This window comes from Propionibacterium cyclohexanicum (assembly GCF_900111365.1).
GTDB classification, from domain to species: Bacteria; Actinomycetota; Actinomycetes; order Propionibacteriales; family Propionibacteriaceae; genus Propionibacterium; species Propionibacterium cyclohexanicum.
Map to the genome: position 1 here is coordinate 68,280 of NZ_FOGZ01000012.1, position 18,046 is coordinate 86,325.

Genomic DNA, 18,046 nt, shown 5'->3' on the forward strand with positions numbered 1-18,046 from the left:
GATCATCGATCAGCCCATCGATCTGCCGGTGGATGCTCAACCTCGAATTATGGAGCCGTCTTGCTTGCCCTTCTCATCGGGATCGCCGCTGGCGTGGCGCTTCCTGTGCAGACCAGCGTGAACTCGCGGCTGCGCTTCCGACTCGGCGGCGCTGCCCTGCTGGCCTCCCTCGTCTCGTTCGCGGTGGGCACGGCGTTCCTCGCCCTGCTGAGCGGAGCGACCGGTGCGGGCCTGGGGATCACCGCCGGACAACTATCCGGGACGCCTTGGTGGGCGTGGTCGGGCGGAATACTGGGGGTCATCTATCTCACCGGCAATCTGCTGCTCTTCCCCCGCCTGGGAGCTGTGGAGACCGTCATCTTGCCCGTGCTCGGCCAAGTGGCCATGGGCCTGGTCATCGACACCGCAGGGTGGTTCGGTTCACCGCACCACCCGCTGGGTGCTGTGCGCCTACTGGGCGCCGCGCTCACCCTCATGGGTGCGGTGTGGGCAGTCGGCGCCGGCGCCCATCCCCGCGGGGATGGCAGAGCACCGGGATCGCAGCTGGTCTGGCGAATGGCCGGAATCCTCACCGGGGGCCTCAGTGCCATGCAGACTGCGATCAACGGGCGACTGGGGGTCGTGCTGCATTCCGCGCTGCACGCCGCACTCATCTCGTTCGCGGTGGGCACGGCGGCCCTGCTCCTGGTCGTCGTCGTGGGACGGCAGTGGCCGCGCGCCACGACCGGCCGACTGGGTTCGGGGCCGTGGTGGATGTGGCTCGGCGGTCTGCTGGGCGCTCTCGTGGTCGCCGGGAACGCCTGGCTCGTGCCCCACCTGGGAACCGGCCTGACGGTGATGGTCGTGCTGCTGGGGCAGATGGGCGGCAGTATCCTCATCGACTCGCTGGGGCTGCTGGGCACGCCGAGACGCCCGCTGAGCCCAGCGCGGATCGCCGGGCTGGTGACAATGGTCGTCGGGGTCGTGATCATCAAGCTGCTGTGACTCGGTGCCGATCCAGGAAGGATGGGGACCATGCAGGAGATCCGCTGGGGCGATGTCGTCTTCGGTGCCGACGAGGACCGCCCCCGTATCGACGTCACCGACACGACGCAGGGCCGGCTCATCGGCTCACTGGGGATCGTCCTGCCTGCCGACTGGCAACTCGTGGACACCGAGCTGTTCCACGACGAGGCGCAATGGCGATGGCGCCATGCCAGTGGCGGCCGGGCGCTGGTCCGGCTGAGCTGTGGCGGCCAGCCCACGCTGCGGGTGGTGGTGAGTGCCGGCCCCGCTGACGAGTTGCGCAGCGGGCCGGCGTCGATCCGCTGGCGGGCACCGGCACCGATCCGGGCGTGGCTGGGTGGCAGCCACTCGATCCTCGTGCTCGACGAGCGAGCTCGCGACGCCCGCGTCCTGGCGGCCACCCTCACCGGTGGTTTCGCCACCGGCAGCTGGCGCGATGACGACGCCACGATCCAGACGCTGGAGATCGAGCTGGGCCGCCGGCCGTTCACGCTGTCGCCTACCCAGGCCGCAGTGTGCACGTGGAGCGTCCGTGAGCTCGACAACCTCGCCGCACTGGCCGGACTGCTCCCGACGTGGATGCCCGCGAGTGTCACACCGGCCAGCGGGGAAAGCGTGGACATCGCTCTCCCTGACGCGGTCGTGCAGACCAACGCACGCGCCGAGGTGGACGAGCGCGGCACTCACCTCGTCGCGGACTCGGGTTTCCGGCAGCTGAGGATTCAGGGTCCGGGACTCGACTGCGAGCTCGGCCTGACCTGGGACAAGGGGGTGCGAGCGGGCCTGGGCACACGCGCCATCGCGCTCCTGAGCACGCTCGACCCCCGCTGTGCCAGCGCTGCGCAGGTCTTCCTCGTGGACCATACCCAGGCCGAGGGGCTGCTCTCCCGGGACGAGGCAGAGTCCTTCCTGCGCGGATTCTTCGAGGACTTCCTGGACCGCCCTGCGCGGCGCACAGACCCGCTGATCGGCCCGCCGTTGGTGCACTGGATGCTCGGCTCCTCGCAGCAGGAGATCGACTCGCCCGTGCTCGCCGGGCAGATCCGCGGTGTGTTCGGCGCCATGATACCGGGTGTGACCACGCAACTGAGCTGGTTGTCGACCATGACGCTGCTCAACGCCTCGGGGCTTCGATGCGAGCTGCCGATGCCCGCACGAGCCGCCGACCCGCTCCAGGACGCCCTCGACGAGGTTCTCGGCGGCCGGCCGTTCACCGGCGAGGACCTGTGGCAGACCACCGGCTGGCTGCACGGTCCCCTGCCCTGGCCCAGGCCGGCGGGCGAGCGGATGCGTACCGTGCTCGCCTGCGCGATCCTGTCCCTGGCCGCCGACCACGCACCGCAGGCAGCCGACAGCATTGAGCAGCGCCTCGGCGCGCCGCTGGGCCAGCTCATCGAGCACACCCGCGCGTGGCTGGCTTCCGGGCCGCTCAGCGACGAGGAACTGGCCTGGCTCGTGTGGTCGTGAATTGCGCGCGCACGCCTGCGGAGACCCGCCCGGTCCTTCTCATCCCTGACCATCGGGCCCTTCGTGGCCCAGCCCTTCGGCCAGCAGCCTCGTGAAGGCCCCTTCGTCGAGCATCGGAATGCCGAGCTGCTCGGCCTTGGCCGCCTTCGACCCGGCATTCTCGCCGACCACCACGAAGTCGGTCCTGCGGCTCACCGAGCTGGCGGCCTTGCCGCCGTGAGCCTCGATGGCCTCCTTGACACCGTCACGCGTGAAACCGTCCAGCCCCCCCGTCACGACGATCGTGAGCCCTGCCAGGGTCTGGGGCGCATCCTCGCCGGCCGCCCGGTCGGCCATGGTGACCCCCGCTCGGCGCCAGCGCTCGACGATCTCCCGATGCCATCCGACGCCGAACCATTCCTGCACCGCCTCGGCGATCACGGCCCCCACGCCCTCGGCCTGCGCCAGCTCCTCACCCGAGGCAGCCGATATGGCGTCAAGGGAACCGAACCGGGCCGCCAGAGCCCGCGCCGCGGTGGGCCCGACATGACGGATCGACAATGCCACCAGCACCCGCCATAGCGGACGCTCACGAGCCGCTGCCAGATTGCCGAGCAGCTTTCGTCCATTCGCCGAGAGCACCCGTCCGGCACGAATGCCGGGGGCCTCCACGGCGTCGGGATCCTTGAGCTCCTGACGCGAGGCCGCCCTGGTGTAGAAGGGCACGGTGAGGAGCTGGTCTGCGGTGAGGTCGAACAGGGCTGCTTCGTTGCCGAGCACCCCGGCACTGAGCAACGCCGAGGCTCCCTCATAGCCGAGCGCCTCGATGTCCAGCGCGGAACGCGAGGCCAGGCTGAACAGCCGTTCGCGCAGCTGGGAGGGGCACGACTCGGCGTTGGGGCATCGGATGTCCTTGTCGGACTCCTTCTCGGGACGCAAGAGGGAGCCGCACGAGGGACAGTGGGTGGGCATCACGAAGGGCCGCTCCCTACCGGTGCGCAGCTCGACGACAGGGCCCACGATCTCGGGGATGACATCGCCAGCCTTGCGCAGTACGACGGTGTCCCCGATGAGCACCCCCTTGCGCTTCACCTCATGGGCGTTGTGCAAGGTCGCCATGGCCACCGTCGAACCGGCGACCACGACGGGGTCCATCACGCCGAAGGGGGTGACCCGTCCAGTGCGTCCGACATTCACCTGAATATCGCGCAGCCGGGTGTTGACCTCCTCGGGCGGGTACTTGTAGGCGATCGCCCAGCGCGGCGCCCGGCTCGTGACGCCCAGCTCGGCCTGCTGGGCCAGGTCGTCGACCTTGATGACGATGCCATCGATCTGGTGGATCACGTCGTGGCGGTGCTCACCGTAGTAGGCGACGAAGTCGAGAACTTGGGCGGTTGTGGCGACCACCTTGTTGTAGGGGCTGATGGGCAGGCCCCATGCGCTGAGCAGCTGGTAGGCCTGGGACTGACTTTGCACCTCCACCCCTTCGCGCGCGCCGATACCGTGGCAGATCATGGACAGCGGCCGACGCGCCGTGACCGTCGGATCCTTCTGGCGCAGCGAGCCGGCGGCGGCATTGCGGGGGTTGGCAAACGGCGGGTGCCCCTCGTCGATGACCTTCTCGTTGAAGATCTCGAAATCGGCCACCGGGAAGAAGACCTCACCGCGCACTTCGAGCAGCGCGGGGACGCGCCCGGACGAGTCGGGCCTCAGCTGCTGCGGAATCGCCGAGATGGTGCGGGCGTTCGGGGTGATGTCCTCCCCGACGCGCCCATCGCCCCTCGTCGCGGCGGTGTGCAATACACCCTCGCGATACTGCAGGTCGATCGCCAGGCCGTCGATCTTCACCTCGCACAGCCAGGCGGGTTCATGCCCCAGCGCGGCAACCGTCCGGTCGAACCAGGCCTTCAGCTCGTCGATGCTGAACACGTCGTCGAGGCTGAGCATCCGCTCGGGGTGGGTGACCGGGGCGAAATCCGTCACCGCCCTGGCGGCACCGACCTGCTGGGTGGGGCTGTCCGGGGTGCGCAGCTGGGGAAATCGCTCCTCGAGGCGCGCAAGCTCGACCATGAGCTGGTCATAGCTGGCGTCGGTGAGGACGGGCGCATCGCGGCCGTAATAGGCCTCTTGGGCCTCGTCGATCTCCTTGACCAGTTCCAGGTGGCGGCGCTGCTCGTCCGGACCCGCCTGGGCCACCGAGCGCTCGGGCCCGGCGTCCCCGATCCGCTCGACCTCGGAGCCTCCGAAAGCATCTGGCATGGTCCCATCATGCCGAAGCCGACAAGCTGGGCGTCCACTCCCCCAGCGCGCCCATCTGGCGGCTCGAGTCTGGCGGCTCGAGGCCGGCTGCCTGCCGGTCCCAGCGCGTTCTCAGCGCCAGCGCGGCTTCCAGCTGGTGGCCCGACGTGCCACGGAATAGCCCGTGATCACCTCCTGCTCATCCAGCTCTTCGGGCTGGTTGAGCAGCCACTCGGACAGGCCGTTGCGCTCGATGACCTCGACATCGCCGGGGGCCTGCTGGATGACCAGGCGGCGATCCTTCACCGGGACGATGACGCCGGTCACGCCCAGGTCGAAGCCGGAGTCGCGGCTGAGCAGTCCGGTGGCCCGGGTGGCCTGGGTGCGGCTGGTGGCTACATAGGGACGGTCGTGGCCGTTCACCAGGAAGGTGTCGCCCTCGACGAACAGCTTGGCGCCCGGATGGTTCTTCGCATTGAGCAGGTAGACCCCGCCGGGGCCCACCACGAGATGCTGCAGGGCTGCCAGCTCGGAATTGGAGCGGGCCAGCTGCATGAACCCCCAGCGTGGATCGAGGGCCGCGAGCCGGACAAGCTCCTGGGCGAGCAATTCGTCGGCATCTTCCTCAAGACGACGAGCCCGCTCGTCGGAATTGCGTCCGAGCAGCCGGTCGATGAAGGCCCGGAATCCGGTCTCGGGCCGCTGCGCCGCATAATCGCTGAGCCGGTCACCGCCCCTGAGGAATTCGTCCCAATCGCTCTGCGAGACAGGGTTCGGCATCGCCCGCTTGGCCGAATAGCCGCGCACTGCTTCCTTGAACGGGCCGTCCAAGGGCGCAAGGGCCCGGCGTGCCGGCACATAGGTCGTGACGTCGTTCACCCAGATCACCTGTCAACTGTTGCGGGGACGCAACCGGTTTTCACAAGCACGATTCGTGATTGCGGAGGCCCCTGCTCCGGACGAAAACACATGCCTGTGATCTTGCCCCACGAGTCTAGCGATCCGACGACGATGGCAGGAACTGCGTGCTCCTCAGTCGAAGATCGGGCCGACCGTGCGGGTTCGCTTGAGTTCGTAGAAGCCGTCGTATTCGGTCACCAGCGAGACCCCGTCGAACAGCTGTCCGGCCTGCTCGCCCTTCGGCGCGGGACTCATCACCGGACCGAACAGCGCCCTCCCGTTGATGTGGATCACCGGAGTGCCCACATCGTCGCCCACCGGGTCCATCCCCTCGTGGTGGCTGATCCGCAGCGCCTCGTCGTAGACATCGGTGCCGGCCGCATCGGCGATGGACTCGTCCAGTCCCAGCGTCCTGAGGGCATCGCGGACCACCGTGACCTCGCCGATGGGCTGCTTCTTGAGGTGATAGCGCGTGCCCAACTCGGTGTAGAAATCACGCAGCGCCTGCTGTCCATGGGTGCGTTCCACGCCGATGCAGGCCCGCACGCCGAGCCAGCCCCGGTCCATCTCGTCACGGTATCCGGCCGCAAGATCGCGTCCCTCGTTGAGCACCGACAGGCTCATCACGTGGAACACCGTATGTACCGGACGCACCTGCTCCACCTGCAGCATCCACCGGCTCGTCATCCATGCCCATGGGCAGATCGGATCGAACCACAACCCCACGTTCTGAATCTCGGTTTCGGCCATGACCCAAGCCAAGCGCGCCCGGGCCACCGGGACAAGCCCGAAGAGATCGCCCTGCGAGCAACGCGCTCTCGTTGGTCCCGGATCGGCACGGGCATTAGCCTCGGACCCAGACCGACGCCGAACGAATCTGGAGACGAGCCACCATGAACCCTGTCAACATCACCCGCGATGAAGCACGCACACGCTCGGCGGCGCTGTCGGTCGAGTCGTACCGGATCTCGCTGGATCTCACCGGCCACGACGCGGACGGCCGGGCACTGGCCGATCCCGACGAGACGTTCTCCTCCGTGAGCACGGTGCGCTTCGCCAGCGACGGCTCGGACACCTGGATCGACATCATCGCCGACGACGTGACGCGCATCGAGCTGGACGGCAGCCCTCTCGACCCGCAGCTCTTCGCGGACTGCCGCATTCCGCTGAGCGCACCGGCGGGCAGCCACGATCTGAGCGTCACCGCGATATGCCGCTACTCCCACACCGGTGAGGGCCTGCATCGCTTCGTCGACCCGGCCGACGGGCGGGTCTACCTGTACTCCCAATTCGAGAGCGCCGACGCCCGCCGGGCCTACGCCTGCTTCGAGCAGCCCGACCTCAAGGCCAGCTTCGAGTTCACGGTGCGGGCGCCACGCGAATGGATCGTCGTCTCCAATTCTCCCGAACCCGCCCCAGCTGCCCAAGGCGGCACCTCGATCTGGCACTTCGAACCGACCCCGCGCATCTCCACCTACATCACCGCGATCATCGCCGGCGAATACCACGTCGAGCGCGGCACCGTCGCCTCCGCGAAGGGCGTGCTCGGCGCAAGCCTGGTCTGCCGGCAGTCGGTGGTACCCCACCTCGACTCGGCCCGGATCCGCTCGACGACCCAGGCCGGTTTCGGTGTCTACGAGCAGGCCTTCGGTCGTCCCTATCCGTTCGCCAAGTACGACCAGCTGTTCGTGCCGGAATACAACGCGGGAGCCATGGAGAACGCCGGAGCGGTGACGATCCGCGACGAGTACCTCTTCCGCTCCCAGGTGACCTCCGCCGATCTCGAGCAGCGTGACAACACGATCTTGCACGAACTGGCCCATATGTGGTTCGGCGATCTGGTGACGATGCGCTGGTGGGACGACCTGTGGCTCAACGAGAGCTTCGCGGAGTGGTGCAGCCACTATGCGCAACAGAAGATCGCCGAGCACGATGGCGGCGCGGACCCCTGGGTCGGATTCGCCAACGCCCGCAAGGGCTGGGCCTATATCCAGGACCAGCTGCCGACGACCCACCCGATTGCCGCCGACATGGTCGATCTGGAGGCCGTGGAGCAGAACTTCGATGGCATCACCTACGCCAAGGGCGCCTCGGTGCTCAAGCAGCTCGTTGCCTTCGTCGGAGAGCAGAACTTCCTCGCAGGAGTGCGCGAGTACCTGTCCGAGCACGCCTTCGGCAATGCCGAGTTCGCCGACCTGCTGGACGCCCTGCAGAAGGCCAGTGGCCGCGATCTGTCCCAGTTCGCCGCGCAATGGCTGCAGACCAGCGGGGTGAACACGCTGCGCGCCAACGCCGAGGTGGATGACGCCGGGGTGCTGAGACGCTATGAGATCACCCAGAGCGCACCTGCCGACCATCCCACGCTGCGCACCCACCACCTGGCCATCGGCCTCGGCACTCTTGTCGACGGCAAGCTCGCCATCGCAGAGTCGTTCGAAGTGGAGATCGACGGCGAGCACACCGAGATCGACGCGCTGGCGGGGCGTCCGCGCCCCGACCTCATCCTCCTCAACCACCGCGATCTGGGCTTTGCGAAGATCCGCCTCGACGAGCACTCGCTGGCCACCGCCCTGGCCCACATCGCAGACCTGCCCGACGCGCTGGCACGCGCGCTGGTCTGGTCGATGGCCTGGGACATGGCCCGCGACGCGCAATTGAGTGCCGCCGACTACATCGACCTGGTCCTGCGGGGCGCCGGGTCCGAGACAGACATGACCGGGGTGCGCACCTCGCTGCGAAGGGCGCTGAGCTGTGCCACCGCCTACACCGCGCCCGCCGGACGCGAGGAACTGCGCTCCCGGCTGACCGATGGGCTGTGGGGCCTGCTTGACGCTGCGGCTGCGGGTTCCCAGCACCAGCTGGCGCTGGCCGACGCGCTGGTCGCCACCGCGGCCCGCCCGCAGGACGCTCAACGGCTGGCGCGTTGGCTCGACGGCGAGGCGGTTCCCGCGGGCCTGGTCATCGACCAGGACCGCCGATGGGAGGTGCTCACCACGCTGGCCAGAATCGGAGTGATCGACGAGACTCGCATCGACGCCGAACGTGGACGAGACCGCACGATCACCGGTGCCGAGCGGGCGGCCGGGGCGAAATCGGCGCTTGCCGACCCCCAGGCGAAGGCCCGCGCCTGGCAGCTTGCCACCGAGGACCCCTCCGTGCCGAATGCCACCCATCGGACCATCTGCGCCAACTTCGTGCACTACGGCCAGGAGAGCCTCCTCGAGCCCTATGTGGAGCGCTATCTGCAGGTTTGCGAGCTCATCTCGTCCCACGAGGGCATCTGGGCCACGCGGGGCACTGCGGCGCGTGAAGCCGTGCTCAACATGCTGTGGCCGGCTCCGCTGGCCGACCGCTCCCTGCTGGACCGCCTCGACGGGTGGGCGGCCAAGGCCGACTTGTCGGCCCCGGTCAGGCGCGCCGTGAGCGAGCACCGCGACCAGACTCTCCGGGCGCTCGCGGCCCAGGAGTTCGGGGCTGAAGGGCACTGAGCAGCGGCATCGTGAGGCCGGCGGGGAGCACCCCGGTCGGCCCTGCGGGCGATGGCATGATGGACACGCATCCCGCCAGGTGGGCGGATCGTTGGGCTGAGAGGACTTTCATGACGGCACAGGCCACTGCCGAGACGGCGCAGACGAAGCCGGACAACAGCACCAAGGCGAACATCGGGGTCGTGGGAATGGCGGTGATGGGATCGAACCTGGCGCGCAACCTGGCTCACCACGGCTACCGGGTTGCCGTGTTCAATCGCACCTATGCCAAGACGCAGACCCTCATCGCCGAGCACGGCGATGAGGGCGAGTTCATCGCCTCCGAGCACATTGAGGACTTCGTGGCGTCGATCGCCGAGCCCCGCGCCATCATCTGCATGGTCAAGGCGGGCGGCCCCACCGACGCCACCATCGAGGAGTTGCTCCCGCTGCTGTCGCCGGGCGATGTCATCATGGACGGCGGCAATGCCTTCTTCCGCGACACCATCCGACGCGAGAAGTACGTTTCCGGCAAGGGTTTCCACTTCGTGGGCGCCGGGATCTCGGGCGGTGAGGTGGGTGCGCTCACCGGCCCGTCGATCATGCCGGGCGGAACCCCCGAGAGCTACCGGATCCTCGGTCCGATGCTCGAGACGATCTCCGCGCACTATGAGGGCGAGCCCTGCTGTGCATGGATGGGACCCGACGGCGCCGGGCATTTCGTGAAGATGATCCACAACGGCATCGAGTATTCCGATATGCAGGTGATCGGCGAGGCCTACGAGCTGCTGAAGGCCGTGGGCCTGTCGAACCAGGAGTGCGCCCAGACCTTCGCCAGCTGGAACGAGGGCGAGCTGTCCAGTTATCTCGTGGAGATCGCCGCCGAGGTGCTGCGTCAGAAGGATCCTCGCACCGGCAAGGACTTCATCGACATCGTGGCGGACCGGGCCCAGATGAAGGGCACCGGGACCTGGACCGTGCAGACCGCGTTGGAACTCGGCGTGGCCACCACCGGTATCGGCGAGGCGGTCTTCGCCCGCGCCGAGTCGAGCCTCGACGAGCTGCGCGCCGCCGGCCGCACAGCACTCAAGGGCCCCGACCGCACAGTGAGCGTGAACGACCGCGACGCGTTCATCGAGAACATCCGCAAGGCGCTGTGGTGTTCCAAGGTGGTCTCCTATTCCCAGGGCTTCGACGAGATCCGCGCCGGTGGTGCGGAGTTCGGCTGGGACATCGATGTCGCCGAGGCGGCGAAGATCTGGCGAGCCGGCTGCATCATCCGCGCCGAGCTGCTGGAGCAGATCCGCCAGGAGTACAGCACTGATCCGAAGCTGGTCTCGTTCATGGCGGCCCCTTCGATCGCCCCGAAGATGGCCGAGTATCAGGACGCGTGGCGTTCGGTGGTGGCCGCCGCCGTGACCGCGGGCGTGCCAGCACCGGTCTTCTCGGCGACGCTGGCCTACTACGACGCGGCGCGCGCCCCGCGCGTCAACGCCGCCCTCACCCAGGGACTGCGTGATCTGTTCGGCTCGCACACCTACGAGCGCATCGACGACCACGGGCACTTCCACCTCGAGTGGTCCGGGGACCGCAGCGAGACGCGCATCGACTGAACACCGCGCGACGCCGGTCCCGTCCGCTGGGCGAGGCGGGACCGGCCTGCCGCATCGGGTACAACTGACAGCGTGACCAAGATCGCACTCGCCATCGCCGGCTCAGAGGCTTCAGGGGGCGCCGGCGCCCAGACCGACATCAAGACCTTCCACACGCTGGGGGTCTTCGGTGCCAGCTCTCTCACCTGCATCGTCTCGTTCGACCCGAACAACGAGTGGGGCCATCGCTTTGTCCCCATCGATCCGCAGGTCATCCACGACCAGATCGAGGCCGCTGTCGCCGTGCACGGACATATCGACGCCGTGAAGATCGGCATGCTCGGCACGCCTGCAACCATTGACGCCGTCGCGGCAGCGCTCGGTGAATATCGCTTCGACAAGGTCATCGTTGATCCCGTGCTCATCTGCAAGGGCCAGGAGCCCGGTGCGGCGCTGGACACCGACAACGCCCTGCGTGAGAAGGTGCTGCCCTTCGCCACCGCCGTGACTCCGAATCTGTTCGAGACCCAGGTGTTGTCGGGAATGGACGAGATCCACAATGTCGCGCAGCTCGAGGACGCCGTGAAGCGGATCCACGATCAGGGCGTGCCCTATGTGCTGGCCAAGGCCGGCACGCTGTTCGGCACCGGAACCGCGCTCGACGTGTTCTACGATGGCTCGACCCTCGAGGTGCTCGAGGTGCCGGCCATCGGACAGGAGAGGGTCTCGGGCGCCGGCTGCACGCTCGCCGCCGCGATGACCGCCGAAATCGCCAAGGGTGCGACACCCCTCGATGCGGCGCGCACGGCCAAGCAGGTCGTGGTCTCGGCGATCGAGCACCGGATGCACGGCAGGGCGCCGTTCGACTGCGTGTACCAGGGCTTTTACGGCCGCTGAGCTGCCTGTCCGCCACCACAGCTGCCCCGAGCAGCCCCGAGCCCCCAAGTGGTGCCGGCGGGGGCAGCTGGGCTGGTCAGATCAGGCCGCCAGCCGCCCCGCCATCGCCGTCCGGGTGGACACCGGCAGCGGGCAGGGGCGTCCCTGCTCGTCGAGGTGGACGAGCACGGTGCAGCAGCGCACCCGCACCGAGCTGTCGCGCGGGTCGCTGATCTCGCAGCCAAGAGTCACTGAGCTGCGGCCGACTCGCAGCGGCGCGGTGAGTGCCAGATAGGGTTCTTCGCGCCAGCTGAGCTGGTGGAGGTATTGCACGTCCTGGCGGGCCACCACCCACATGTCGTGATGATCGCCGGCCGAGCGGCCCTGCTGGCCGGCCCGGGCCATGCCCGGGTCGATCCTGGCGGTGGCCTCGATCCTGGCCTCCTGAACCCAATCGAGGATTCGCACATTGTTCACGTGGCCGTAGCGGTCCTGATCGCTCCAACGCGCCCGCAGCGGGGTGGGTTCTCCCCAGCCGGAGAGGCTGAAGGTGGGCAGCGCGGGCCAGCTGCCCGGCGGCACGCTCACCTGGCGCAAGCACTCGCGTTCGGCCGGCTGGAGCACCCGCACTCTCTGTCGTTCGAAGTCGAAGGGGCACATGAGCGTGGACACCCGCGCGCACAGCTCGTCGTCCTGCCGCAGCTCGTAGTCCATCGAGAAGCGAGCTGCGCCGATCCCGGTGGCCCCCAGGCCGACGTCGATGGGCTGTTCGCTCAGTCTCAGCGGCCGCAGGAACTCGACCTGCTGGTTGACCAGCACGCTGCCGTTGACCAGCAGGGCGGGTTCGGGGCTCTTCGCCATGAACAGTGCACGCGCCTCCTGGGTGAAGTCGAGCACGGAGACATTGTTGATGTGTCCCTGGGCATCCAGATCGGACCAGCGGAGCGGCACCAGGGCATGGAAGGCGGGCATCCGGTATCAGTCACCCTGCTTCGCGTCGGTGAGATCGGTGCGATCGGTGCGGGCGTAGAGCGCCTCGATGTCGTCGGCGTAGCGATCGAGCACCACTGCGCGTTTCACCTTCATGCTCGGCGTGAGCTCGCCGGTGTCCTGGGCGAACTCGTGGTCGAGAATGGCATAGCGCTTGACGGTCTCCCAGCGGTCGAGGTGCTCATTGGTGCGGCGTACGAAACGATCGATCGACGCACGGATCTCTGGCAGCTGAGTGAGCGTGGCATAGTCCTCGCCCTCGTGGCCGTGGTTGGACGCCCACTTTCCGAGCCCCTCGCGGTCCATCGTGAGCAGCGCCACGACATAGGGCCGCCCCTCGGCGACCGCCACGGCCTGGGAGATATAGGGGGTGTTGGCCAACAGCGCCGACTCGACCCGCTGCGGCGCGACATATTTCCCGTTCGAGGTCTTCATGAGATCCTTCTTGCGATCGGTGATCGTCAGATAGCCGTCGTCGCTGAGCACTCCGATGTCCCCGGTGCGGAACCAGCCGTCGGCGAAGGCCTCGGCGGTTTCCTCGGGGAGCTTGTGATAGCCGCTGGCCACGATCGGCCCACGCAGCCACAGCTCTCCGTCGTCGGCGATCTTCACCTCTATGCCAGGTGTCAGCGGCCCCACGGAGCCGAATCGGGGCTTGTCAGGCACATTCACTGCGGCGATTGCCGCCGTCTCGGTCATGCCATAGCCTTCGATGACGATGATCCCTGCGGAATAGAACCAGGCCTGGACCTGGGCAGACAGTTTCGCCGATCCGGAGACCATGAAGCGCATGCGTCCGCCCAGGGTGTCGCGAAGCTTCTTGAAGACAAGGCGGTCGGCAATCGCATAGCGCAGCTTCGCATCCCAGGGCATCGGGCGCCCTTCGAGGCGGTAGGGACGCGATTCGCGGCCGATCGCGAAGGCCCAGCGGGCGATCTGGCCCTTGATCCCCTTGGGGGAGTTCATCGTCATTACGGTGGCGCGGATCTTCTCGTAGATGCGCGGCACGCCGACCATCACAGTGGGGTGGGTCTCGGCCATGCCCTGCACGATGCGATCGATACGCCCGTCCACGGGCATGGTGTAGCCGATGGCCAGCTGGGTGGCCAGCAGATCGCGCCCGAAGACATGGGAGAGCGGCAGCCACAGATAGACCGAGTCGTCGGAGCCGATGACATCGCCCCACAGATACTTCATGGCGTGGCCCTCATAGGTCCAGCAGCGGTGCGCAAGCTCGACGCCCTTGGGCTCGCCGGTGGTCCCCGAGGTGTAGATGAGCGTGGACAGCGTCTCGGGACCCATCAGTCCCAGCCGCTCGTCGAGCACCTCGCGATGGCCCGCCAGGTACTCGCGTCCCAATTCGTGCAGCTGAGGCCAGCTGACCAGCCGCTCGTCGGTCACACCCGCCGGGCGGTCGTCGTCGAAGAGCACGATGTGATGCACCTGCCCGTCGAGCTCGTGCTGGTCAAGCACCTTGCGTGCCTGCGCCCAGTTCTCGGCGACCACGATGACGCTCTGGGAATCGCTCAGGATGTGGAGCACATCGGGACCCTGCATATTGGGGTAGAGCGTCGTTGTCGCCCCGGCAGCGCAGGCGATGCCGTAGTCGGCCATCACCCATTCGATCCTCGTCATGGCTGCGATCGCGACCCGCTGCTCGGGCAAGAGCCCCAGGGCGATGAATCCAGCTGCGAGCTCGTCGGCCTCGGCCGCAACCTCGCGCCAGGTCACCTCGACCCATTCCTCAGGCTCGCGATGCTGTGGGACGAGATAGGCGATCTTGTCCGGGTCGTCGGCGACCCGCTTGCGGAACATCGCCGGATAACTCGGCGGGCACTCGGCGAGGATCTGGTCGCGAACGCTGGTCATCATTGCACCTCTCGTGGCCCAGGAGATCTGTGGTTTCCCGACGATCCTAGCGAGATGCGGTGCTGCGGTGGCCCAGACGGCCTCGCCAGCGCCCAGCAGCCGAGGGCTCGGCGCGGCGGGCCCTGACCCTACAATTATCGCTATGTCCGATGAGCAGAACACCGTGTGGCTCAGCGCCGAGCAGCAGCGCATCTGGCGGACATATCTGTCTGCAGTGGCCCGCATAAACGACCACCTCAATGAGGCGCTGCGCAGTTTCCACCTGGACCTCAACGAGTACGAGATCCTCGTGGCGCTGTCCGAGGCGCCCGATCATGCGGTGCGGATGTCGGAGCTGGCCTCCACGGTCCACCAGTCGCGTTCGCGGCTCACCCACACCGCGGCACGGATGGAGAAGCAGGGCTTGCTGGAGCGCTGCCGGGCGAACAAGGATCGCCGCGGCGTGCTGGCGCAACTCACCGACCGCGGGATGGAATTGCTCGTCGAAGCGGCACCCACCCATGTCCGCTCGGTGCGCGAGGCGCTGGTCGATGTGATGGACCCCCAGGACTACCGGGCATTGGGGCGGGCAATGGCGGCGGTGCTGGCGGTGAGAGACTGAGCCGGTGACGACCACCGCAGCGAACACGAGCAATGCGCCGGACACCGACCAGCTTCGCGCCCTGGATGCCGAACTCGGCCCGGGCAATTGCCTGGACAGCTCCACTTTGACCCGGGCGCTGTATTCCTCCGATGCATCCGTCTACCGGATCGTGCCCCAGGCGGTGGCCCGCCCGCGCAGCGAGGACGAGCTGGCGGCCGTCATCGCGGCGGCGCTGCGTGTAGGTCTGCCGATCACCGGGCGCGGTGCCGGCACGAGTTGTGCTGGCAATGCCATCGGTCGGGGACTCGTGATCGACATGCACCGGCATCTTCACACGATCCTCTCGATCGACCCGGACGCCGCCACGGCCGTCGTCCAGCCCGGTGTCGTCCAGGAGGCCCTGCAGAAGGCCGCAGCGCCCTTCGGCCTGCGATTCGGGCCCGACCCGTCCACGAGCAATCGGTGCACGATCGGTGGGATGATCGGCAACAATGCCTGCGGTCCCCGCGCGCTGGGCTATGGCCGCAGCGCCGACAACACCGAGAGCCTCGAGGTGATCACCGGCACGGGCGAGCGGCTGACGCTGGGCCGCGGCGCCGGTGAGCGCCCCGACCTGCTGCGAAGGCTCGACGAGCTCGTGGACGCCAACCTGGCCCCGATCCGTACCGAGTGCGGCCGCTTCACTCGCGAGGTCTCCGGCTACTCGCTCGAGCATCTGCTGCCCGAGAACGGGCGCGATGCCGCCAAGTTCTTCTCCGGCAGCGAGGGGACGCTCGGCATCATGACGAGGGCCACCGTGAAGCTGGTTGCCGACGCCCCCCACAAGACGATGGTGGCCCTGGGATACTCCTCGATGCCCGCGGCCGGAGCGGCCACGCCATCGATCCTCACGTTCGGGCCCACCGCCATCGAGGGCATGGATCGTCGGCTCGCCGCGCTGGTGGCCGAGCGCCTGGGGGCCGCCGCGGTGCCGCCGCTGCCGCGCGGGGACGCCTGGACGTTCGTGGAGCTGGTCGGCGAGGACCCGGGCGAGATCGCCGAGCGGGCGCGGGCGATGGTCAGCTCGTGCGACGCGGTCGAGGGCTGGGTCGTGCCCGATCCGGCACAGGCCAAGCGGCTGTGGGGTATCCGCTCCGACGCGGCCGGGCTGGCTGGCGTCGCGTTGAAGAATCCCGCCTACGCAGGATGGGAGGATTCCGCCGTGCCACCTGAGCACCTGGGCGAGTACCTCAGGGATTTCGATGCCCTGCTCAGGCAGCACGATCTGCACGGACTGCCCTATGGCCATTTCGGCGAGGGCTGTCTGCACTGTCGCATCGACTTCCCCTTCGACAAGCCCGGCGGCACACAGCGGTACCACGATTTCATGATGGATGCCGGCCGGCTGGTGGCCAGCTACGGCGGCTCCATGTCGGGTGAGCATGGCGACGGTCGGGCCCGCAGTGAGCTGCTCCCGCTCATGTACTCCCCCGCAACCATCCGCCTGTTCGGTGCGGTGAAGCACATCTTCGATCCGGCGAATCTGCTCAACCCCGGAGTCATCGTCGCTCCCGAGTCGACGGCAGCGAATGTGCGCGTTGCGGCGACGATCGACTCACCGCTGCGCATCGCAGATCCCGCGTTCACCCGCCACGTGCACCAGTGCACCGGAGTGGGCAAGTGCCTGGCGGACACCACCGCCGCAGGTGGGGTGATGTGCCCCAGCTACCAGGCCACTGGCGACGAGAAGGACTCGACACGCGGACGCTCCAGGGTGCTGCAGGAGATGATCAACGGGGGGCTGATCAAGGGCTGGCGAAGCCCCGAGCTGGCCGAGGCGCTGGACTACTGCCTCGCCTGCAAGGGTTGCCGGCGCGACTGCCCCACCGGCGTCGACATGGCCGCGTACAAGTCGAGGGTTCTGTTCGAGCGCTTCCGGCATCGGCTGCGTCCGCTCTCGCACTACGCGATGGGCAAGCTTCCCACCTGGGGCAGGCTCGTCACATCTTTGCGGGTCGGAGCGCTGGGCAATGTGTTCACCCAGACCCCGGGCCTGCGCGCCATGGTGAAGACCGTGGCGGGAGTCGACCTGCGCCGGCCGATGCCGCGCTTCCGGAGGGGGGCTTCGGCCCGCACTGAGGCGGCGAAGCAGCTTCGCCGGCGCCCTGCGGAGGGGCGGCCGGTGGCCATCTGGGTCGATTCGTTCAGCGACGCTTTCGAGGGCGGCCAGATCCTGGGGCTGGTGGCCACGCTCGTCTCGGCGGGCTTCGCTCCGCAGATCATCGAGCAGGATGCCTGCTGCGGCCTCACGTGGATCACCACCGGTCAGCTTGACGGAGCGCGCCACCACCTGCGTCATGCCCTCGACGTGCTCACCCCGATCGCCGAGTCGGGCACCCCGATCGTAGGAATGGAACCCAGCTGCATGGCGGTGTGGCGTTCCGACGCGGCCGAGCTCCTTGAAGGCGATTCGCGGGTGGCCACTGTCGCCCATGCCACTCGTACCCTCGCGGAACTGCTCGGTGAGCTGCCGGGCTGGACTCCCCCGGATCTGAGCGGACACACGATTGTTGCCCAGCCGCACTGCCATCACGCCTCGGTGCTGGGCTGGCAGGCCGATGCGGCGCTGCTGGCGCGCACCGGAGCCGAGGTCGTGACGCTGGGTGGCTGCTGCGGTCTGGCCGGGAACTTCGGTGTGGAGAAGGGCCACTACGAGGTGAGCGTGGCGGTCGCCGAGCACGATCTGCTGCCGGCCATCGACGCGGCCGGACCCGACGCGATCCTGCTGGCGGACGGGTTCAGCTGCCGCAAGCAGATCTCCGACCTGCGCGGACGCCAGGCGATGTCGATGGGAGAGCTCATCGCCGCCCATCTGTGAGGGCTTCGGTGGATGCTCCGCGTGCTCTCACACGGCCACTGGTCGTCCATGTGCCCCGGGACGGCGGGGGGCTGGGCCTGCCGGGCTGGGCGCCGGTGCACGATACACACCCGCAAGGTCTTGGACCCTGAAGCGCCCCAGGTTTGATGCCGCATCCTTGTGAGTTGGAAGGATAGATGTCATGCCGAAGAAGATTGATCCCGCGCTGCGTGAGCGCGCTGTC

Annotated in this window: 12 protein-coding genes; 7 read left to right on the top strand and 5 right to left on the bottom strand. The window is 68.0% G+C overall.

The features are described 5' to 3' along the window. Positions 1 to 60: 60 nt before the first annotated feature. Both BMX93_RS07175 and BMX93_RS07180 read left to right on the top strand, forming a co-directional pair. A complete protein-coding gene (locus BMX93_RS07175) occupies positions 61 to 984 on the top strand; it encodes a DMT family transporter (RefSeq protein ID WP_091969535.1) in 924 nt (307 codons plus the stop codon). Between the two features lie 30 nt (positions 985 to 1,014). Continuing rightward, positions 1,015 to 2,472, top strand: coding sequence for a hypothetical protein (locus BMX93_RS07180; protein WP_143052845.1), 1,458 nt, complete (start codon positions 1,015 to 1,017; stop codon positions 2,470 to 2,472). Between the two features lie 39 nt (positions 2,473 to 2,511). Here the strand turns inward: BMX93_RS07180 and ligA are convergent, their stop codons facing one another. From ligA to BMX93_RS07195, 3 genes are all read right to left on the bottom strand, one after another. Then, complete coding sequence (gene ligA, locus BMX93_RS07185; RefSeq protein ID WP_091969539.1) at positions 2,512 to 4,710, bottom strand: NAD-dependent DNA ligase LigA; 2,199 nt, start codon at positions 4,708 to 4,710, stop codon at positions 2,512 to 2,514. A 111-nt stretch (positions 4,711 to 4,821) separates the two neighbouring features. Next, positions 4,822 to 5,568, bottom strand: a complete 747-nt coding sequence (locus BMX93_RS07190; RefSeq protein WP_143052846.1) for a nuclease-related domain-containing protein — start codon at positions 5,566 to 5,568, stop codon at positions 4,822 to 4,824. 153 nt (positions 5,569 to 5,721) lie between these two features. Further along, positions 5,722 to 6,339 (bottom strand): mycothiol-dependent nitroreductase Rv2466c family protein, encoded by a 618-nt coding sequence (locus tag BMX93_RS07195; RefSeq protein ID WP_177170110.1) that lies wholly within the window; start codon positions 6,337 to 6,339, stop codon positions 5,722 to 5,724. 125 nt (positions 6,340 to 6,464) lie between these two features. On the opposite strand from BMX93_RS07195, the gene pepN reads away from it, so the two are divergent. The 3 genes from pepN to BMX93_RS07210 all read left to right on the top strand — a co-directional run bounded on the left by pepN (position 6,465) and on the right by BMX93_RS07210 (position 11,545). Further along, positions 6,465 to 9,077 carry an aminopeptidase N gene (pepN, locus tag BMX93_RS07200; RefSeq protein ID WP_425438772.1) on the top strand — a complete coding sequence of 871 codons (2,613 nt, stop codon included), beginning with the start codon at positions 6,465 to 6,467 and terminating at the stop codon, positions 9,075 to 9,077. A 110-nt stretch (positions 9,078 to 9,187) separates the two neighbouring features. After that, positions 9,188 to 10,669 (top strand): NADP-dependent phosphogluconate dehydrogenase, encoded by a 1,482-nt coding sequence (gene gndA / locus BMX93_RS07205; RefSeq protein ID WP_091969546.1) that lies wholly within the window; start codon positions 9,188 to 9,190, stop codon positions 10,667 to 10,669. Between the two features lie 72 nt (positions 10,670 to 10,741). Further along, entirely contained in the window at positions 10,742 to 11,545 is an 804-nt protein-coding gene (locus tag BMX93_RS07210) for a hydroxymethylpyrimidine/phosphomethylpyrimidine kinase (RefSeq protein ID WP_091969548.1), read from the top strand. Between the two features lie 81 nt (positions 11,546 to 11,626). Here BMX93_RS07210 and BMX93_RS07215 read toward each other — a convergent pair whose 3' ends face one another. Beyond that, positions 11,627 to 12,496, bottom strand: coding sequence for an acyl-CoA thioesterase (locus BMX93_RS07215; RefSeq protein WP_091969550.1), 870 nt, complete (start codon positions 12,494 to 12,496; stop codon positions 11,627 to 11,629). A gap of 6 nt (positions 12,497 to 12,502) precedes the next feature. After that, the gene (locus BMX93_RS07220; RefSeq protein ID WP_091969574.1) at positions 12,503 to 14,383 is read right to left on the bottom strand and encodes an AMP-dependent synthetase/ligase; all 1,881 of its coding nucleotides are present in this window, start codon (positions 14,381 to 14,383) and stop codon (positions 12,503 to 12,505) included. A gap of 142 nt (positions 14,384 to 14,525) precedes the next feature. Here BMX93_RS07220 and BMX93_RS07225 point away from each other — a divergent pair, with 142 nt between their 5' ends. Both BMX93_RS07225 and BMX93_RS07230 read left to right on the top strand, forming a co-directional pair. After that, positions 14,526 to 14,984, top strand: coding sequence for a MarR family winged helix-turn-helix transcriptional regulator (locus tag BMX93_RS07225; RefSeq protein ID WP_091969552.1), 459 nt, complete (start codon positions 14,526 to 14,528; stop codon positions 14,982 to 14,984). 4 nt (positions 14,985 to 14,988) lie between these two features. After that, entirely contained in the window at positions 14,989 to 17,823 is a 2,835-nt protein-coding gene (locus tag BMX93_RS07230) for an FAD-binding and (Fe-S)-binding domain-containing protein (protein ID WP_425438771.1), read from the top strand. Positions 17,824 to 18,046: the final 223 nt, after the last annotated feature.

What these genes read in the sequence shown, in the direction of transcription:
- BMX93_RS07180 (WP_143052845.1), top strand. Translation starts at nt 1,015, where the DNA reads ATGCAGGAGATCCGCTGGGGCGATGTCGTCTTCGGTGCCGACGAGGAC.
- ligA (WP_091969539.1), bottom strand. Translation starts at nt 4,710, where the DNA reads ATGCCAGATGCTTTCGGAGGCTCCGAGGTCGAGCGGATCGGGGACGCC.
- BMX93_RS07195 (WP_177170110.1), bottom strand. Translation starts at nt 6,339, where the DNA reads ATGGCCGAAACCGAGATTCAGAACGTGGGGTTGTGGTTCGATCCGATC.
- gndA (WP_091969546.1), top strand. Translation starts at nt 9,188, where the DNA reads ATGACGGCACAGGCCACTGCCGAGACGGCGCAGACGAAGCCGGACAAC.
- BMX93_RS07215 (WP_091969550.1), bottom strand. Translation starts at nt 12,496, where the DNA reads ATGCCCGCCTTCCATGCCCTGGTGCCGCTCCGCTGGTCCGATCTGGAT.
- BMX93_RS07220 (WP_091969574.1), bottom strand. Translation starts at nt 14,383, where the DNA reads ATGACCAGCGTTCGCGACCAGATCCTCGCCGAGTGCCCGCCGAGTTAT.
- BMX93_RS07225 (WP_091969552.1), top strand. Translation starts at nt 14,526, where the DNA reads ATGTCCGATGAGCAGAACACCGTGTGGCTCAGCGCCGAGCAGCAGCGC.